13 protein-coding genes are annotated in these 16388 nt (G+C 40.1%); 9 read left to right on the forward strand and 4 right to left on the reverse strand.

Going from position 1 to position 16388, the window contains the following annotated elements:
• Positions 1-382 precede the first annotated feature (382 nt).
• Positions 383-2596, forward strand: a complete 2214-nt coding sequence (gene ppk1 / locus ACPZ3T_RS12390; RefSeq protein ID WP_490276661.1) for a polyphosphate kinase 1 — start codon at positions 383-385, stop codon at positions 2594-2596.
• A 154-nt stretch (positions 2597-2750) separates the two neighbouring features.
• Positions 2751-3164: a response regulator gene (locus tag ACPZ3T_RS12395; protein ID WP_490276662.1), complete on the forward strand. Its 414-nt coding sequence runs from the start codon at positions 2751-2753 to the stop codon at positions 3162-3164.
• A gap of 163 nt (positions 3165-3327) precedes the next feature.
• On the opposite strand, the gene ACPZ3T_RS12400 is transcribed toward ACPZ3T_RS12395, so the two are convergent.
• The gene (locus tag ACPZ3T_RS12400; protein ID WP_490276663.1) at positions 3328-3510 is read right to left on the reverse strand and encodes a hypothetical protein; all 183 of its coding nucleotides are present in this window, start codon (positions 3508-3510) and stop codon (positions 3328-3330) included.
• Between the two features lie 312 nt (positions 3511-3822).
• Between ACPZ3T_RS12400 and ACPZ3T_RS12405 the strand changes: the two genes are divergently transcribed.
• Positions 3823-4374, forward strand: coding sequence for a DUF2854 domain-containing protein (locus ACPZ3T_RS12405; RefSeq protein WP_490276664.1), 552 nt, complete (start codon positions 3823-3825; stop codon positions 4372-4374).
• Between the two features lie 98 nt (positions 4375-4472).
• Here the strand turns inward: ACPZ3T_RS12405 and ACPZ3T_RS12410 are convergent, their stop codons facing one another.
• Complete coding sequence (locus tag ACPZ3T_RS12410; protein WP_490276665.1) at positions 4473-4733, reverse strand: CRR7 family NDH-1 assembly protein; 261 nt, start codon at positions 4731-4733, stop codon at positions 4473-4475.
• A 714-nt stretch (positions 4734-5447) separates the two neighbouring features.
• Between ACPZ3T_RS12410 and ACPZ3T_RS12415 the strand changes: the two genes are divergently transcribed.
• Both ACPZ3T_RS12415 and ACPZ3T_RS12420 read left to right on the forward strand, forming a co-directional pair.
• Positions 5448-5723: a hypothetical protein gene (locus tag ACPZ3T_RS12415; protein WP_490276666.1), complete on the forward strand. Its 276-nt coding sequence runs from the start codon at positions 5448-5450 to the stop codon at positions 5721-5723.
• Between the two features lie 108 nt (positions 5724-5831).
• Complete coding sequence (locus ACPZ3T_RS12420) at positions 5832-6860, forward strand: diguanylate cyclase domain-containing protein (protein ID WP_490276667.1); 1029 nt, start codon at positions 5832-5834, stop codon at positions 6858-6860.
• 169 nt (positions 6861-7029) lie between these two features.
• Here the strand turns inward: ACPZ3T_RS12420 and ACPZ3T_RS12425 are convergent, their stop codons facing one another.
• On the reverse strand, positions 7030-8232 hold the full coding sequence (locus ACPZ3T_RS12425) for a histidine kinase (protein WP_490276668.1): 1203 nt from the start codon (positions 8230-8232) through the stop codon (positions 7030-7032).
• A 126-nt stretch (positions 8233-8358) separates the two neighbouring features.
• On the opposite strand from ACPZ3T_RS12425, the gene ACPZ3T_RS12430 reads away from it, so the two are divergent.
• The 4 genes from ACPZ3T_RS12430 to ACPZ3T_RS12445 all read left to right on the forward strand — a co-directional run bounded on the left by ACPZ3T_RS12430 (position 8359) and on the right by ACPZ3T_RS12445 (position 12882).
• Entirely contained in the window at positions 8359-9867 is a 1509-nt protein-coding gene (locus tag ACPZ3T_RS12430) for a hypothetical protein (RefSeq protein ID WP_490276669.1), read from the forward strand.
• A gap of 132 nt (positions 9868-9999) precedes the next feature.
• Positions 10000-11325, forward strand: coding sequence for an S-layer homology domain-containing protein (locus ACPZ3T_RS12435; RefSeq protein WP_490276670.1), 1326 nt, complete (start codon positions 10000-10002; stop codon positions 11323-11325).
• 86 nt (positions 11326-11411) lie between these two features.
• The gene (locus ACPZ3T_RS12440) at positions 11412-12455 is read left to right on the forward strand and encodes a M42 family metallopeptidase (protein WP_490276671.1); all 1044 of its coding nucleotides are present in this window, start codon (positions 11412-11414) and stop codon (positions 12453-12455) included.
• Positions 12456-12501: 46 nt separating this feature from the next.
• Positions 12502-12882, forward strand: a complete 381-nt coding sequence (locus ACPZ3T_RS12445) for a hypothetical protein (RefSeq protein WP_490276672.1) — start codon at positions 12502-12504, stop codon at positions 12880-12882.
• Between the two features lie 137 nt (positions 12883-13019).
• Here the strand turns inward: ACPZ3T_RS12445 and ACPZ3T_RS12450 are convergent, their stop codons facing one another.
• On the reverse strand, positions 13020-16334 hold the full coding sequence (locus tag ACPZ3T_RS12450) for a CHAT domain-containing protein (RefSeq protein ID WP_490276673.1): 3315 nt from the start codon (positions 16332-16334) through the stop codon (positions 13020-13022).
• Between the last annotated feature and the right edge of the window lie 54 nt (positions 16335-16388).

The following is a 16388-nucleotide window of genomic DNA, read 5'->3' on the forward strand; positions in this document are numbered from 1 at the left end:
AAACATTCTCACTTCAAACCCCAAAGTTCTCGTTTCAAACTAGAACATTCTCACTTACAACAGCAAAGTTTTAGTTCTGAACTCGGAGTTTTTCACTTCAAACACAAACATTCCACCTCAGAAGCTCAAATTTGATGTTTTCCGCTAAAATTACCGAGTTAATTTCTTAACTGACAATGCTTGTGGCTGCACTTTTTTCGCTTTCCGTGCAAATCTTCGTCCTAAATCATCCACCATTCAACTTAAACCAGCACCTTTGTCGTTAGCTTGCTATCTACGACAAGATTTAAGCCCAATCTCCTTCACCCAGAGGACACATTTCAATTACTATGTGTATTGTTATCTTCCTCAATGGGCTGCATCAGGCTAGCCTGCGATCGCCATGCCTAAATCTAAAAAAAGCTCTAATCCTATTAACTTAAACGATTCACAATATTATATTAACCGAGAGTTAAGCTGGTTACAATTCAACAACCGAGTGTTAAATGAAGCTTGCGATCCGCGCACGCCATTGTTAGAAAGATTGAAGTTTTTGGCAATTTTTAGTTCTAACTTGGATGAGTTTTTCATGGTGCGGGTTGCAGCTTTGAAGCAACAGGTAGAAGCTAAGGTCAGTAAGTTAAGTCCTGATGGACGCACACCACAACAACAGCTAGATGATATTCGCTTATACCTCATACCCGAAGTTACCAAACAACATGAACAGTTTGAACAGGTCGTCCGTCCTTTGTTAGCAAGTCACGGTATTCATATCCTCGATTACATTAACCTGACTGAAAAACAGCGTAATTATCTAGATAATTATTTTGAAGACCAAATTTTTCCAGTGCTGACTCCCTTAGCAGTTGACCCCAGCCACCCCTTCCCCTATATTTCTAATCTCAGCTTGAATTTGGCTGTTTTGGTGAAAAACCCAGATACAGATGAGGAATTTTTTGCGAGAGTCAAAGTCCCTAATGTTTTACCCCGGTTTCTGCCCCTACCGCCAGAGTTGGGCATGAAGTTGGAAAATGGCAAACCTGCTAACTGGACTGGTATACCCTTAGAGCAGGCGATCGCTCATAATTTAGAATCTCTGTTTCCAGGGATGAATATCCAGGAATATCATCCTTTCCGCATTACCCGTGATGCTGATTTGACTTTAGAAGAAGATGAAGCGGATGATTTATTATTAGCAATCGAACAAGAACTCCGCAAACGCCGCATCGGTGGTAATCCTGTCCGTATCGAAATTAAATCCCAAACCCCTGCACCTATACGCACTCGCTTATTACAAGATTTAGAACTCACAGAAAATGATGTCTATGAAGCCGAAGGTTTATTAGGACTGCGGGATTTAATGTATTTTATGGCTTTGCCCTTGCCAGAACTCAAAGATCCACCACGTCAGTCTGTAGTACCCATGCGTCTGCAACGGTTACGAGAACCAAGTCTAGATCCCAATGTCTTGGAGTTAGACGAGGGTAAAGATTTCTTTTCTGTAATTAGAGAAAAAGATTTATTTGTCCACCATCCCTACCAATCTTTTTCCTCTACAGTAGTACGGTTCATCACTCATGCCGCCCACGATCCCAATGTATTGGCGATTAAGATGACTTTGTACCGCACTTCTGGGGATTCGCCTATTGTGAATGCCTTAATTGCCGCCGCAGAAAATGGCAAACAGGTATCAGTCTTGGTGGAATTGAAAGCCCGCTTTGATGAAGAAAATAATATTTACTGGGCAAGGCGATTAGAAAGGGTGGGGGTACACGTTGTTTATGGTTTGGTTGGTTTAAAAACCCATTGCAAAACTGTCATGGTAGTGCGCCGAGAAAAAGACCGGATGCGCCGCTATGTGCATATTGGCACTGGCAACTATAATCCTAAAACTGCACGTCTATATACAGATTTAGGTTTGTTTAGTTGTCGGGAAGAATTGGGTGCTGACATTACAGATTTATTTAATTTCTTGACAGGATATTCTCGCCAAAAATCCTATCGAGAATTGTTAGTTGCCCCTGTGAATATGCGCGATCGCTTTTTAGAATTAATTCGGCGTGAAATCACTAATGCCCAAAGTGGCTGCAACGGTCGCATTGTAGCTAAAATGAACTCCCTTGTTGACCCCCAAATCATCACTACTTTGTATGAAGCTTCTCGCGCTGGGGTGCAAATTGACTTGATTGTTCGAGGCATTTGTTGCTTACGTCCAGGACTGCCCGACCTGAGTGAAAATATTCGTGTGATTAGCATTGTCGGACGGTTCTTAGAACACTCTCGCATTTATTACTTCTACAACAATGGTCAAGAAGAAATTTACATTGGCAGTGCTGATTGGATGAGCCGTAACTTAGACCGACGGGTAGAAGTGATTACGCCGATTCAAGACCAAGATATTGCTAAAGACTTGCAAGAAATTTTGGGGATTATGCTAGCAGATAATCGCCAAGCTTGGGATTTACAAGGTGATGGAACTTATGTACAACGCCGTCCCGGAGATGAATGTCCCGAATCTCATTCCCAAATCACATTCATGAATATGGCTTTACGTTCCACTGGCATCACACCAAATTTAATTGATGCTAAAAAAAGTTCTTCACTCACAGATAATTAAATCAAGTACCAGCTTTATCAAAACTTCAATTTTTTGAGCAGAAGTTTTATAAATTTCTCTACTTATGTACCAACTATTCACCCATAAGATAGAGTAATTCTTAGTATTTGTTCCCATAGACTAGAGGGATTATCGTATTTATTTTTTCCCTGGAATGTTAATGTTCTCCTGTGAGTCTTCTACCTTACGCGTTTTAGTGGTTGACGATCACGAACTGACTCGTCTAACCCTAAAATTAGCTTTCGCAGGTCAGGAAAATATTCAAGTTGTGGGTTTAGCCAGTAACGGTCAAGAAGCTATAGAAATGGTTAAAGATTATCATCCCGATGTGATTGTTCTGGATTTACAGATGCCAGTCATGGATGGTTGGAGTGCTTCTTTCCATATTAAAGCCATTTCTCCAAATACTCAGATATTGGCTTATTCTTCTGTAGAAGACACAGCTTTGCCTGACAAAAATATCATGCCTAACTTTGATGAAGTCTGCAAGAAAGATGTACCTACTAGTGAACTAGTTGCTTTAGTCAAACAACTAGGAAAAAGTGCAGCAAATAATTCTATTTCTTAGTAGAAAAAACTGCTGCTACTGTGTCAGCCTAATTTGACAGACTCTAATTAGAGTGGCTAGAGACTATCAAAATTTGTCAGAAATACACTGAGATGAAAATCTCTACTCCCCACACCCCACACCCTACACCCCGCCCCAACGGGGCTTAGTCATAGGATATTTCTTAATTATTGTCTGTTTGTGGAATAGTACGTCTAAACTCTTCCATCAATTCGTCTAGTTCTTCCAAGGCTTGATTTACGTCAACTCTCAAAATTCCCAGGTTTGGTTGCTCTAAAAGGCTCAGTAGGTACTCACGTTTACTAGCCGCGATCGCAATCCGCTCTTTGAGTGTCTGTAAATCCATTGTTTTTGTGTCCTGATATGATCTCTAAATTTAAAGTTAACTCAAAAAAGCCAGCCTGTAACTGATCACAGATCAAATCTAAGTAGAACGGTGTAAATAATTAAAGGTTTGTAGTGAGGACTTTAGTCCTCTATTAAGGACTAAAGTCCTTACTACGAACTAAATTCAATTTTTTTTACATTACTTTACATAGTTGGGTTTTTTCAAGTCGTTCTACTTAGTAATATAACTAGCGATCGCACCCAGTACTTTGTGACCCCATTTAATGATAATAAAACTAGATGTGTTAAGAATTTATACTATTCTGAGATCATGTTAGGTCAAATTTCTCTGGGAACTCTTGGTTTAAGTATCGGTAGCATATTGACTATTGTCGGGTTTGTTGCCTACGCTGCGGATAACGCCACACTTAATTTAGTAGGTTTTTTTTACGGCTTTCCACTGTTGCTAGGAGGATTAGCACTCAAAGCTAATGAACTCAAGCCTATTCCTTTTAGCCAACCAACATCACCCTCAGTTTTATTATTGCGACAGCAGCAAGCAACTGTTACCCAAAATAAAATTCGTAAAGATATCACTCGCTATTGCTACGGGCAAGATGCCCATTTAGATGGCGCACTGGCTTATCTCGGTTTAAGCCCTGACGATGACACAAGACCTGTAGTTACAGGGTTACGAGAAACAGAAATTAATGGTGCTTATGCCTTGATTTTAGAATTTGATTCACCGTCATTACAAATCAGTGATTGGCAAGAAAAACAAGAAAAAATGACCAAATATTTTGGGCCAGGAGTAAAAATAGCAATCACATTGGTAAATGACAATCAAATTGAGTTAGCTTTGATTACGGATAGTCAAGAGTAATTAGCTATGGCGGATGGGGGATAAAAAATACAGAATTTAGACAATATTTGTCTTTTTCTACTCCCTCATCCCAAGCATACTATTTTTTTACTAAAAACTTACTTTTCTAAACGTACCGCATACCATTGCAAATATTTACCAATTCCCACATCCAGTTCGCAACTTGTATCAATTAGATGTTGGGCTTGTTCTGTGGGAGAATCAAATTTTTGTAATTCAAGTGGTAAGTCTTGAGAATCGATTTTTTCTAACTCACTTTTGAGCTTTTCTAGTAATTCTGCTGTGGTGAGAAATTGTTCTGGTTCATTTGTTTCTAGGACAACGAAGTTATCCTGTTGATACATTAATGGATCAGGCATAATTTAAATTAATCAAGTCATTTAATAAGGTAATTAATTTATATGTTTAAATTTTACTTTATTGTTTCCCTCTCACCAGAAATATAAACATTGAAAAACACTATTTATATTAACCTTAATTTTAGATATTTCGTTGCCTTTTTTTATAGTTGAAAGACCTAACGTTTAAATATCACATTATCGTTAAGGTTATGCCAAAAGCGAAAAATTTCTTCATGATTGTTCATGATTTGTTTTAATACAACCACCTACTTACTATTTACTTAAGCCTTGTTGCACAACAATCTACTCACTTCTTTTGGATTAAGTATATATGTTGGTTTATAAGTAAAAATACTGCAATTAGCATCAAGTCACTACTAATAGTTAAGTATTGTTAATAGCTTGATAATAACATAGCGCAATTTATGTAATTACCCCCAGTCAACAACTAAAACCTAGTAGATTAAATATACTGGATCAATTGCAGTCAATCAATCAAACTCGCAGTAATTCCAAATTTTCTAGTCACTGTGTAATAGAAATAAATTATTGATCTAGTATCTAAAATGACTACATTTTTAAAGATATAGGGCTAGTATTTGAAGTTTTGGCCAGCATCGCAATTCAATGCTATCAAGAGGGAAAGATAAAAGTAACATTTCTTAGCACGGCTAGAAATGACTATTAAGGTAACAAGTACCTTAACTTCCTATATAAATTGATAGATTGTCTATGCAAGCTGGTATGATGCTGTTTTCTTGGCTGAAGATGATTGAACGGTGTTTTATCTACACAAGTGTTCGAGGTACATCAGATAGATGGGTGTTAAGCGTTCCCATATCAATGACTAAAGGATTATTTTTAGGCGATCGCATGATAACTGGTCAGTATTTACACACACTATTAACTCAGACAGTAACACAATCGCCATCAAAGAGTAAATTAGCAAAAGATATTTTGCTAATTCCTGGTGATTTGCTCAAAACTTCCCCAGAGTCAGTCACTTAGTTGTGGCTACTTTCACCTAATTTCGGTTAAAAGTAATTAATTTATAGGAGCAAGATTTTTCTAGGTTTGCTCCGCTTCAACTCTGAGACTTTTTGTGGAACGCAACTCATGTCACGCATAAGCCCATATTCTCTTAAAGAACCTCCTGTAATTTTGGTGGCTGATGATGACACAACCATCCGAACTATGTTGCGTAAAGTAATGGAAAAAGAAGGCTATCGTGTCATTGAGGTGACAGACGGTAAGCAGTGCTTAGACGCTTATATGACCGTCAAACCAGATATAGTCTTGTTAGATGCTGTAATGCCTGTGATGGATGGTTTTACGTGCTGTAAACAACTACTACAAATTGCTAGAAATAATCTCATGTCCGCTTTAGCGAATCTAGATACTGATTCTGGATTAGGTAATACGGTGATATCAAAACTCTGGGAACGTACTCCCATATTAATGATTACCAGTTTGAATGATGAAGAGTCTGTAGATAGGGCTTTTGAAGCAGGAGCAACAGATTACATCACCAAGCCAATTCATTGGGCTGTGCTGCGTCAACGTCTACGCAGACTTTTACAACAAGCACAAGTCTATAAACAATTGGAAGCGGCAAACTTAGCTTTGCAGGAACTAGCTCATGTGGATGGTTTAACAGGCTTGGCTAATCGCCGTCGTTTTGATAACTATTTAAATACCCAATGGATTAATTTAGCACAATCCAAACTGCCTTTATCGCTGATTTTATGTGATATCGACTTTTTTAAATTTTACAATGATTTCTATGGGCATCCGGCTGGAGATGCTTGTTTACAAAAAGTTGGTCATGTTTTAAATCATAAAGCTGAGAAACATCGAGATTTGGTAGCTCGTTATGGCGGTGAAGAATTTGCGGTGATTATGCCCTATACTCATGCAGTCGGTGCAATTCATGTTGCTACCATGATGCAGGCTGGCGTTAGTGATTTACATATTGTCCATGAAAAATCTACTGTGAGTCAGTATCTAACTTTGAGTATGGGTGTAGCCACTATGGTACCCAGTTGGGAATGTTCCCCCTCAGATTTACTTGCCACAGCAGATAAGGCTCTTTACCAAGCCAAGGAGCAAGGGCGTAATCGGATTTGCTTATTGTCGGAAAGCTGAAATAATTCGTAATTCGTAACGATGCTCCCCCCCGCTACGCTAACGTAATTCGTAATTCGTTCCGCGTAGGCTTACACCTCGTCGGGAAAGTTTGTGCCTCAGTAAAAACAAAGAAGAATTTTTACCTTGTCTACCTTGTCTACCTTGTCTACCTTGTCTACCTTCCCAATTAAGATGGATAAACTGGTAAGGTAAAGTGAAACCATGCACCACCATAGGGGTTAGAGTCTACCCAAATTTGACCGTAATGCGCTCTGATGATTCGTTGGCATAAACAAAGACCTATACCGTAACCTTCAGTACCTTCATCTCGTTCTAAGCGATAGTGGTTTTCAAAAATGCGATCGCGGTTTTCTGGTGGGATACCAGGGCCAGTATCTCCTATGCTGAACTGAACTTTTTGGGTAGTGCGGTGTAAGCCAGCAACGCTAATTATGCCAGATTCTGGGGTATATTTGATGGCGTTATCCAATAAATTAATCAAGACTTGCCGGATGCGTTCAGGATCGGCATAAACATAGGGTAAATCTTGGGGAATGTCGGTTTCTATCTTTTGGGATTTGGTAATGTAGCGATCGCGTAATTCTTCTAATATATCCCAGCAGAGTTGACCGAGATTTGTTTTTTGGGGTGTGATGGGAAACTCTGTATCATGACCTCTACCAACCTGTAGCAGATCGGCGATCATTCTGTCAATAGTTTTAGTTTGATTGCGGGCTTGTTTTAATAAATGAGCAATTAAGGCTGGTTTGAGGCGTTGAAATTCACCAGTTTCTGAGTTGTAGTTAGATTGTAGTGTATCGATGGCGATCGCCGCAGCTGTTAAGGGATTGCGGAGGTCGTGGGCTAACATTCCAATTACGCGATCTTTAAACTGTAACTGTTCTACAAGTTTTTCTTTTTCTTGTTTGAGGTGAAATATTTCATCGGAAAGTCGAATTAGTTCCGCAGAAACTGCAACAGAGCGGATGGTTGATTTCGGTTGTGAGATGCGCCCATCCTCTACACGCTCTTGTAAGTCCTCTTGTAATTTGAGGTAAGTTTCTACAGCCGTTTGCCAACGAGGCCACCAGCTTTTCAGTTGGGAAATAATGTTACTACCCGCTAAAATCTGCCTAGGTTCTGGGTGAATTTTGATTAAGGCTGGTGTTGCGACTAACTTAAAGTGTTCTGCTAAATAAGGTTGTTGTCCCACATCGATAATTTGCAGTTCAAAATTATACTCAGCTTCTAATTCTTTTAAGTAAGCACGGATACGCAGCACCTGTTGTTTGGACTTTGGTCGTCCATCAATAAACAGTAGCAGCTGGAGTGGGGCTTCAGAATAGATCGGCTGATCCTGGGAAACTTGCATGTAATCGTGTTTCAGCACTGGTAACAACCTGGCGACGTTTTGCAGAAGTTAGATTAGACTGACAGGTGTCGATGGTCGTTCGTTTTTTTCAATTTAATATCTATTTTAGATTTTTCATACTCCCATCTGATCAGGGTTTTTGATATGAAATACATCTTTTTGAGCTTTTTGCTTCCAATTGGGCTAACTTGTGTAGACGGAAAGGTTTTTGCTGTGGCAGATCAACCTCCACTTCCTCTTAATGATACTCTGACTGTAGAATCAACAAATGAAAATTTTTATACTCAGGCTAGTCAGATCATACAGCAGCATCTCAATTTAATAACGCGAATTGAGCAGGCATTGGTGAATCCCGATCCTAATCGTATCCGCGCTGTCAGAGGACAGTTGATTCTCCATACTAAAATTACTGAAGGGTTTCTTCAGCGTCAACACTTGCGAGGGAAAACCTTGTGTAATTCCCCTCATGCTTCCCCTGTGTCTGGTAACTTCACTCAATCACAAGTACAAATTTATTGCTCTTTGTCTGCTGCTAATCAGGAATTGCTCAAACTTGCGTCAATATTGGATAGGAGTTTATCTCGTCGGGGTGAATTAGCTTTAGTGAGAAAATTACCCCTAGTGAGTGGTGAACGTCAATCAGATCCAGTATTATCAATTGCCCCTGTGCAGCATCCCCATCTTGACCAACCAGGAATACCCTTTGCAAGTAGGGAAAACAATCTAGCACAACCCTCTAGCACCTCGTCAAACTCTTTGAAATTACCAATTATTGGCAGAGTTGGTAAAACAGCCATAGCTAACTATCACCCACCGATACAACCTGCAATTGCTGCTCCAGAAACAGCATTGACAATTTTGGCTGATATCAAGGGCTTTCTAACTACAGCCCAAGTTAACTTTCCTGTTGGCTATCAGTTTACAGATGCCAAGGAAACTACTGCTATTCTTGACCGATTTAGTTACGGATTAGATCCCCAAGCCGCGCAAACCTACGCTCAGTTTTTGCAATTACCCCAGACAGGGATATTTCGGGTGTTACCTGCTTTAGCTTACGAGCGTCCCCTGAATCAGATGTGGAATCGTTTGCAACCTCAAGTGAGCCAACGTTATCCTTTTCCTGTTGTGGGTAATGCTAAAGGAAGTCTTAAACCTAGTTTAGCACTGAAATTAGTTGGCGATCGCTTTCAAATGCAGCATTCAGGAGTAGATTACAGTTTTATGGTGGATATAGGGGATATTCCCTTGGAGAAGTTAGATCACAAACTACAAGCCGTACCCTCATCCACACGGAAATTTTTTCTCAATTACCAACCACCCCAGGCGTTAGAAAGCTTGCAGGTGGAAAGACGCAGGTTTTTAACTGGTAAAGACCAAAACTGGAATCAGAGCCAAGTTATTTTAGCTAATGCTCCAGCTAAATTGCATCATACTTATTTAGTGCGATCGCTGCAATTTCAACTGCCAGAGATTGTCTTCAATGGTCAACTTATTCCGGCTGAAAAAAGACGCTACTTAGATGCACTACAACAAATTCAAAGTAGTGATATGATCATAGCCTTTCGTCCAGTGCGGCAGCGTTCTGATGGTAGTTATACCGTACTTTGGAGGGTTTTAGAGGAATTACCCGCACCACAAATTTTGGCTTTATAACAGATATCTTTTTTCTTCTGCTTTGATTGCAACTCAATTTTTAGAGATTGGTCAGCAACTAAAACCTCAAACGCCAATTCAATGAGGGCAGTATGCGCTAGGGTAGGAATTGACACGCGTTTGTGATTTCCTGTGCTTGTGTTTAAACGTCCAGCTTTATTTTTAACTTTGGCTGTTTTTCTCACTTCGTTAACAGCCTGTACGAATGCACCAACTGCCAAAAACCTGGAACAGTCTTTGGCAGCAGATCCTAGATTAAAAAATAACCCAGGAGTTTTAGGTCAATCTCCAGGCGGAGAAGCGAAATCTGGAGAAAATCAATCATCCGTGCAGTTACCTGGGGATTTTCCCCAAGATATCCCTATATATCCCAATGCCAAACTCGCAGAAATTACCCCTGCTAGTAGTACAGACAATAGGGTGTTGACTCGTTGGCTAAGTTCTGACCCGAGCAATGTTATTACTAGTTTTTACCGCAACGAGTTTCAGAAAAATAACTGGCAGATTCTACAACAACCTACAGATGATCTAGAAGGTAGTTTTGAAGCGCGTCGTAATGACTTGTTGGTGAAGGTGTCTATTCAACCTCAATCAGTGACGAATCCTGCACCCAATCAACCGCAAACCTCTACATTATTAAAGATCGAATACGTACCAAATAGTACAGCTACTTCAACTACTAATAATGTTACTCAACCGAGTGATTCCCAATTGAGCAGCCCAGTCCCAGGCAATTCTACTACACAACCAAGGGGGACATCATTCAGCGATTTAGATAAATTACCCCAGCAACTACAGCAATATATCCAAGACTTAGGAGCATTAGGGGTATTTGCTCCAGATGCTACTAACAATAAAACTAACTCTACTACCACCAATCAACAATTTCAACCCGGTAAAATTATCACTCGGCGAGAATATGCCCGTTGGCTACTGGCGGCTAACAATGCCATGTATGCCAATAATCCTGCCAAGCAAATTCGCCCAGCCTCAGAGACTGTACAACCAACCTTTAGTGATGTGTCGCCTCAAGATCCTGATTTTGCAGCAATTCAGGGATTAGCAGAGGCTGGTTTAATTCCTAGTTCTTTATCTGGTGATGCTACGGCGGTATTATTTCGCCCTGATGCACCACTCACACGAGAACAATTAGTTTTATGGAAAGTCCCCCTAGATACCCGCCAAGCTTTACCAACAGCTAATTTAGCAGCTGTTAAGGAAACTTGGGGTTTTCAGGATGCGGGTAAAATTGACCCCAAAGCTTTGAGAGCCGTTTTAGCTGATTTTCAGAATGGTGAACAATCCAATATCCGGCGAGTGTTGGGCTATACAACTTTGTTTCAACCGAAAAAACCAGTAACTCGTGCGGAAGCGGCGGCGGCGTTGTGGTATTTTGGCACTCCAGGGGATGGTATATCCGCTAGTGAGGCTTTAAAATTAACGCGATCGCCAAGTTAGGAATTTCTAAAGAAAAAAACATCCTATCGCTTTGTAGGCGCAAGCCTTCTGGTAGAGTATTTTGAATTTTGAATTTTGAATTGTTTATGTGGGCTAATGATCGCTTATTTGAAACTATAGCCGAATTGGTTATGCACCATTCTCCTAGCGGTGCAGAGGCGGAAATTAATCAACTTTTGATGCAGCGATTTACCGAGTTGGGTGTGGAAGTTTGGAGCGATCGCGCCGATAATATTATTGCGAAGATTCCCGGTAAAAATTCTGATAGAGCAGTAGCGATTACAGCCCACAAAGATGAAATTGGGGCAATAGTCAAAAATATCGGTGATGACGGTAGGGTAGAAGTCCGCAAGTTAGGCGGTGCTTTTCCTTGGGTTTACGGGGAAGGTGTGGTTGATTTACTAGGAGACAACGAAACTATTAGCGGTATTCTCAGTTTTGGTTCGCGTCATGTCTCCCACGAATCACCACAAAAAGTCCAGCAAGAAGACACAGCCGTAAAATGGGAAAATGCCTGGATTGAAACTAAACGCACTTCAGAGGAGTTAGAAGCGGCTGGGATTCGTCCGGGAACGAGAATGGTAATTGGGAAGCATCGTAAGCATCCCATTAGACTTAAGAATCACATTGCTAGCTACACCTTAGATAACAAAGCATCGGTAGCGATTTTATTGGCGTTAGCACAGCATTTAAAACAGCCATCTGTCGATGTTTATTTAGTTGCTTCCGCCAAAGAAGAAGTCGGGGCAATTGGGGCATTATTTTTTACTCAAAATCAGCGTTTAGATGCTTTGATTGCTTTAGAAATTTGTCCCTTATCTGAGGAATATCCGGTAAAAGATGGGGAAAATCCGGTGTTATTATCTCAGGATGCCTATGGGATATATGATGAAGGGCTAAATGGACAATTGCGCCAATGTGCCAAGCAATTAAATCTGCCTGTACAGCTCACAACCTTAAGCGGTTTTGGTAGTGATGCTTCTATAGCGATGAAATTTGGCCATGTGGCTCGTGCTGCGTGTTTGGCATTTCCTACCCAAAACACCCACGGATATGAAATCGCTCATTTGGGGGCAATTTCCAACTGTATTATTTTATTAAAAGCTTTTTGTGAAACTGAGTTTGAGTAACTATAATTATCTAGTTTTTCCTATATTTACTCCTTAAAACTATTAAATGCTTACCGTTACACCAGAAGAAATTAGCCAGTTTCGCAGTCAGTTGGCGGATAGTCCAGAAGCTTTAGCGGCCTTAGATGCGATACAAGAGTGTGAAGGAAATCTGGAAGCAGCAGCACAGTTAATTGCTGTTGAAACAACCGATACAGAAGTTAGCTTGAGAGCAGATTCAAATTATTTAGAGAAATTAGCCGAAAAACTCAGCAATATCATTTGTCAAGAAGAATTTGACGAGTTGATGACGGGAGTATTGACTGCGGCGATCGCCTATCTCGCCGCCAGTGGTAATATTCCTGTAGCCTTGGCAACTCCAGTAGTCATTTATGTTGCCAAAATTGGGAAAAAGCAGTTTTGTGAAACTTCCAAACCTGAATCTTAAATCAACGTGAGTTCGATGACCTCTCCCCAACCCCTCTCCGACGCGGAGAGGGGCTTAAATATCTTGTAAGCTGAACGAACAATTAAGGTTTTGAAGCCTCTCTCCTTGCTTCATTGTTCACTGATAACTGTTCACTGTTAAAGCCCTGTAGCTGTAAATCCCGCCCAGTAAAATGGTGCTGCAAAAGGGTGGGGTTCACGTTTGCAGGTTCTTCTTAATATTGCTCTTGCAACTGGACGCTTTTCTTTGGGAAGTTGAGCAAAAATCTCCTCTATTTGTGAATCATATTTAACTAATAGTGCTGCAAATTCTTCTGTGGTTAAATTTCGTAGCCATTGCTGTGCTTGATTGAGTGCTAGGGAGACGTTATTTATTATTTGCAGGTTTTCATAAAGTTTTATCATCAAAAATGCTGTAGATAAATCGTCAACTGTCCACAAACTACTGACTACAGCTTTACTACCAGCTAACAGAAAACCGCTAGGTAAACCAATATATTCATCACTGGTATTTTCATAATCAATCAATCCAGTTTCGCAAGCGGAAAGGGTGACGAGGCGACATTTTTCTAATTGCAGAGCGAAGATTTTATCTAACGTCAGACATTTTTCTAAATCGTGAGTTTCTCCGGCGCGCACGTTTAGATAACGTTCAGAGTTAGATTTTATTGCTGTGTCTTCGACTGCTGCATTGGCTAGAATCAAACCAGATTGACTAGCGTTTGTCAAGTTAAAATAACCGTGACAACTAAAATGGGCGCAGTGGTAAGTGTTTAACTCAGATTGATTAATTTGATTAATTGCTGTGAGTGTCGCGTCTGTTTTTTTCAGAATATTAGTGGTATCAAAATAACTTTGAATAACTTGTACTTCTAAATCTGTATAGTTTAAATCGCCTGTAGGATTTTGAATTGCAAACAGAGATTGAAAATCAGGACGTTTGCGCTGTTGTACCTGTTGCAGTAATTGACAGCTAGGTGCATAGCTCACACCATCAGGAAATAAATCCAGAAGACAACACGAACTTTCAGAATTTGTGGCCTGCTTTTTCACTGGGAGTGTATGAAGTGGGAATAAATGCAGGAATTGATGGGGAATTAGGATGAGTTGATTACAGTGCTTTGGTATTTGGGTTAATATCTCATCAATCTGGAGAATTGAGGCTAATTCTTGGAGTGATGCTCCTAAGTTATTAAGCCATTGGTCTTTTTGAAGATAGTAATTTCGTAAATATTGATTCCCCCAATTTTCTAAAGCTTTTAAATCTTCTGGTTGAGATTGCCAAACTGTTACATTCCCTGTTTTGGTGACAATAAACGCCAGAATTTTATCATTCAGAATATACCACTCAATGATGACTGTATTTTCATTCAACGTAGCTTGGAATGAATTAAAATCAAAACCATAACCAACAGGTAAATATTTGTTTTGTAATTCGTTACGCTGTTGTCGCAACTCTTGGAGACGTTTTGCTAAATCTTGGGGATTTTCAGCTTTACCATTTTGGATTTGATATTGTCCTACGGCTATTTCATCCCTGTAGTTTTCTAATTGAGTGAATACTTCGGGAGGAAAGATGTTTTTAGAGTCACGTTCAAGGATTTTTTCAACTAAATTGCGAGTTTTACTACGTTCAACATATTCAATTGCTTCGGTAATCTTATTTAATTGCAAGCAAACTTTTACCATGCAGCTATAAACTTTGTTAAAATTTTCCGCTTGTTTGCGTTTGCTTTCTTCACCAGATACTATTTCTTCTCGTAAAGATTCTATAGTAACAATGGCAGCCTCAAAAGTTTTGTATGCTAAGTCAAACTTGTTTGCGTCTTGGTAAGTTTTTCCCAGTGAGAACAATGTTTCTGCATGGTCTTGAGGTAAAGCTTCCCTAGTTCTGACAGTTAAAGCCGCAGTATATGCAGCGATCGCTTTTTCAAAATTTTCGGCTGGTTCTTCTGTGATTTTGACAGAGTAAACATTCCCCAGATTATTTTGCGTTATTGCCCAATCTTGGGGTGCAACCTCGCGGGTTCTCACTTCCAAAGCATTTTCATAAGCCTTAATAGCCTTAATAGCAAGTTCAGTATTTTCTGACGGATTTATCAGTATTTTTTTATAGTAAGCAGTACCTAAATGGTCTTGTGTTGCTGCCCATTGTTGGGGTAACGCCTCGCGGGTTCTAACTTTCAAAGCATTTCTGTAGGCTTTGATTGCTTGTTCGAGATTTTTTGTAGGGTCTTCCTTAATTCTGTAATGATAAGCAATTCCCAGATGATTTTGTATCATTGCCCAATTTTGGGGTGAAACTTCGCGCGTTAAAACTTTCAAAGCATCTGTGTAGTGATTGATTGCTTGCTCGAGATTCTCTGCTTTGTCTCCTAGTATTCTGTTAGAGTAAGCATTCCCCAAATTATTTTGCGTTATTGCCCATTGTTGAAGCAAATCCTCACGGTTAAAAAATTCCAAGGCATTTGTGTAGGCATTGATTGCTTGTTCGAGATTCTCTGCTTTGTCTCCTATTATTCTGTTAGAGTAAGCATTACCCAAATTATTTTGCGTTTCAGCCCATTGTTGAAGGAAAGTCTGACGAGTTCTAACTTCCAAAGCATATGTGCAGGCTTGGATTGCTCGTTCGAGATTTTCTGCTTTGTCTCCTATTATTCTGTCAATGTAGGCAAGTCCCAGATTATTTTGCGTCATTGCCCAATCAACAAGCAAAGCTTCCCTGGTTCTGACAGTTAAAGCCTCAGTAAAAGCAGCGATCGCCTTTTCGATATTTTCTGCTTTGTCTCCTTTGATTCTCTCCCTGTAGGCATTTGCGAGATTATTTTGCGTTGCTGCCCATTCAACAGGCAAAGCTTCCCTTGTTCTGACAGTTAAAGCCACTTCATAGCCGATAATAGCAATTTCCATCTTGTTGGCTTTGCTACCCAAGGGAAATTGCGCTACTAAATTGCTAAATTCAACAATAACTGCTGCTAAATATTCCGCCTCATCTGCTTTTGCTTCCCTCAGTATATTTGTCCCCCAACGGCGCAATATTTCTGCTAACACCCCGTCGAGTTTGTCTGTATTCTTTTCCAGCAAGGGGTAAACCACCTGGAGATTACCACTACTGTCTGCGGTTGCTTGTAGTACCTCCATCAAAAATTGGAAATATGCTTGTTTCTCCTCCTCACTGAGCGATTGCAAATCTACTTCATTATCTAGATTCATCGCTTCCCTTAGTTCCATTGCCAAATTTCGCAACCAATTCGCTGTCTTCTCATCCCCATGTTGGGAACACATCTGTGCTACTTCTTCTACCTTCTGCACTAAGCCAGCATCAAGTAATTCTTGGTGTGCGGCTAAAATCTTTGATTCTTCACCACTGGGGGCATCTAACAGACTGCCAATGAGGTTGAGATAGGCTTGCTGACGCTGTTCGTTCATGGGTAAGGGCGTGAGACGCAACATAATCAAGAGTAAAATACAACACCAACGCCCTCAATTCGAGAAAAGTGTAGAATT

The organism is Aliinostoc maniaoense, from assembly GCF_058172895.1.

What these genes read in the sequence shown, in the direction of transcription:
- ACPZ3T_RS12430 (WP_490276669.1), top strand. Translation starts at nt 8,359, where the DNA reads ATGAAATACATCTTTTTGAGCTTTTTGCTTCCAATTGGGCTAACTTGT.
- ACPZ3T_RS12445 (WP_490276672.1), top strand. Translation starts at nt 12,502, where the DNA reads ATGCTTACCGTTACACCAGAAGAAATTAGCCAGTTTCGCAGTCAGTTG.
- ACPZ3T_RS12440 (WP_490276671.1), top strand. Translation starts at nt 11,412, where the DNA reads ATGTGGGCTAATGATCGCTTATTTGAAACTATAGCCGAATTGGTTATG.
- ACPZ3T_RS12450 (WP_490276673.1), bottom strand. Translation starts at nt 16,334, where the DNA reads ATGTTGCGTCTCACGCCCTTACCCATGAACGAACAGCGTCAGCAAGCC.
- ACPZ3T_RS12395 (WP_490276662.1), top strand. Translation starts at nt 2,751, where the DNA reads ATGTTAATGTTCTCCTGTGAGTCTTCTACCTTACGCGTTTTAGTGGTT.
- ACPZ3T_RS12410 (WP_490276665.1), bottom strand. Translation starts at nt 4,733, where the DNA reads ATGCCTGATCCATTAATGTATCAACAGGATAACTTCGTTGTCCTAGAA.
- ACPZ3T_RS12420 (WP_490276667.1), top strand. Translation starts at nt 5,832, where the DNA reads ATGTCACGCATAAGCCCATATTCTCTTAAAGAACCTCCTGTAATTTTG.
- ACPZ3T_RS12415 (WP_490276666.1), top strand. Translation starts at nt 5,448, where the DNA reads ATGCAAGCTGGTATGATGCTGTTTTCTTGGCTGAAGATGATTGAACGG.
- ppk1 (WP_490276661.1), top strand. Translation starts at nt 383, where the DNA reads ATGCCTAAATCTAAAAAAAGCTCTAATCCTATTAACTTAAACGATTCA.
- ACPZ3T_RS12405 (WP_490276664.1), top strand. Translation starts at nt 3,823, where the DNA reads ATGTTAGGTCAAATTTCTCTGGGAACTCTTGGTTTAAGTATCGGTAGC.
- ACPZ3T_RS12400 (WP_490276663.1), bottom strand. Translation starts at nt 3,510, where the DNA reads ATGGATTTACAGACACTCAAAGAGCGGATTGCGATCGCGGCTAGTAAA.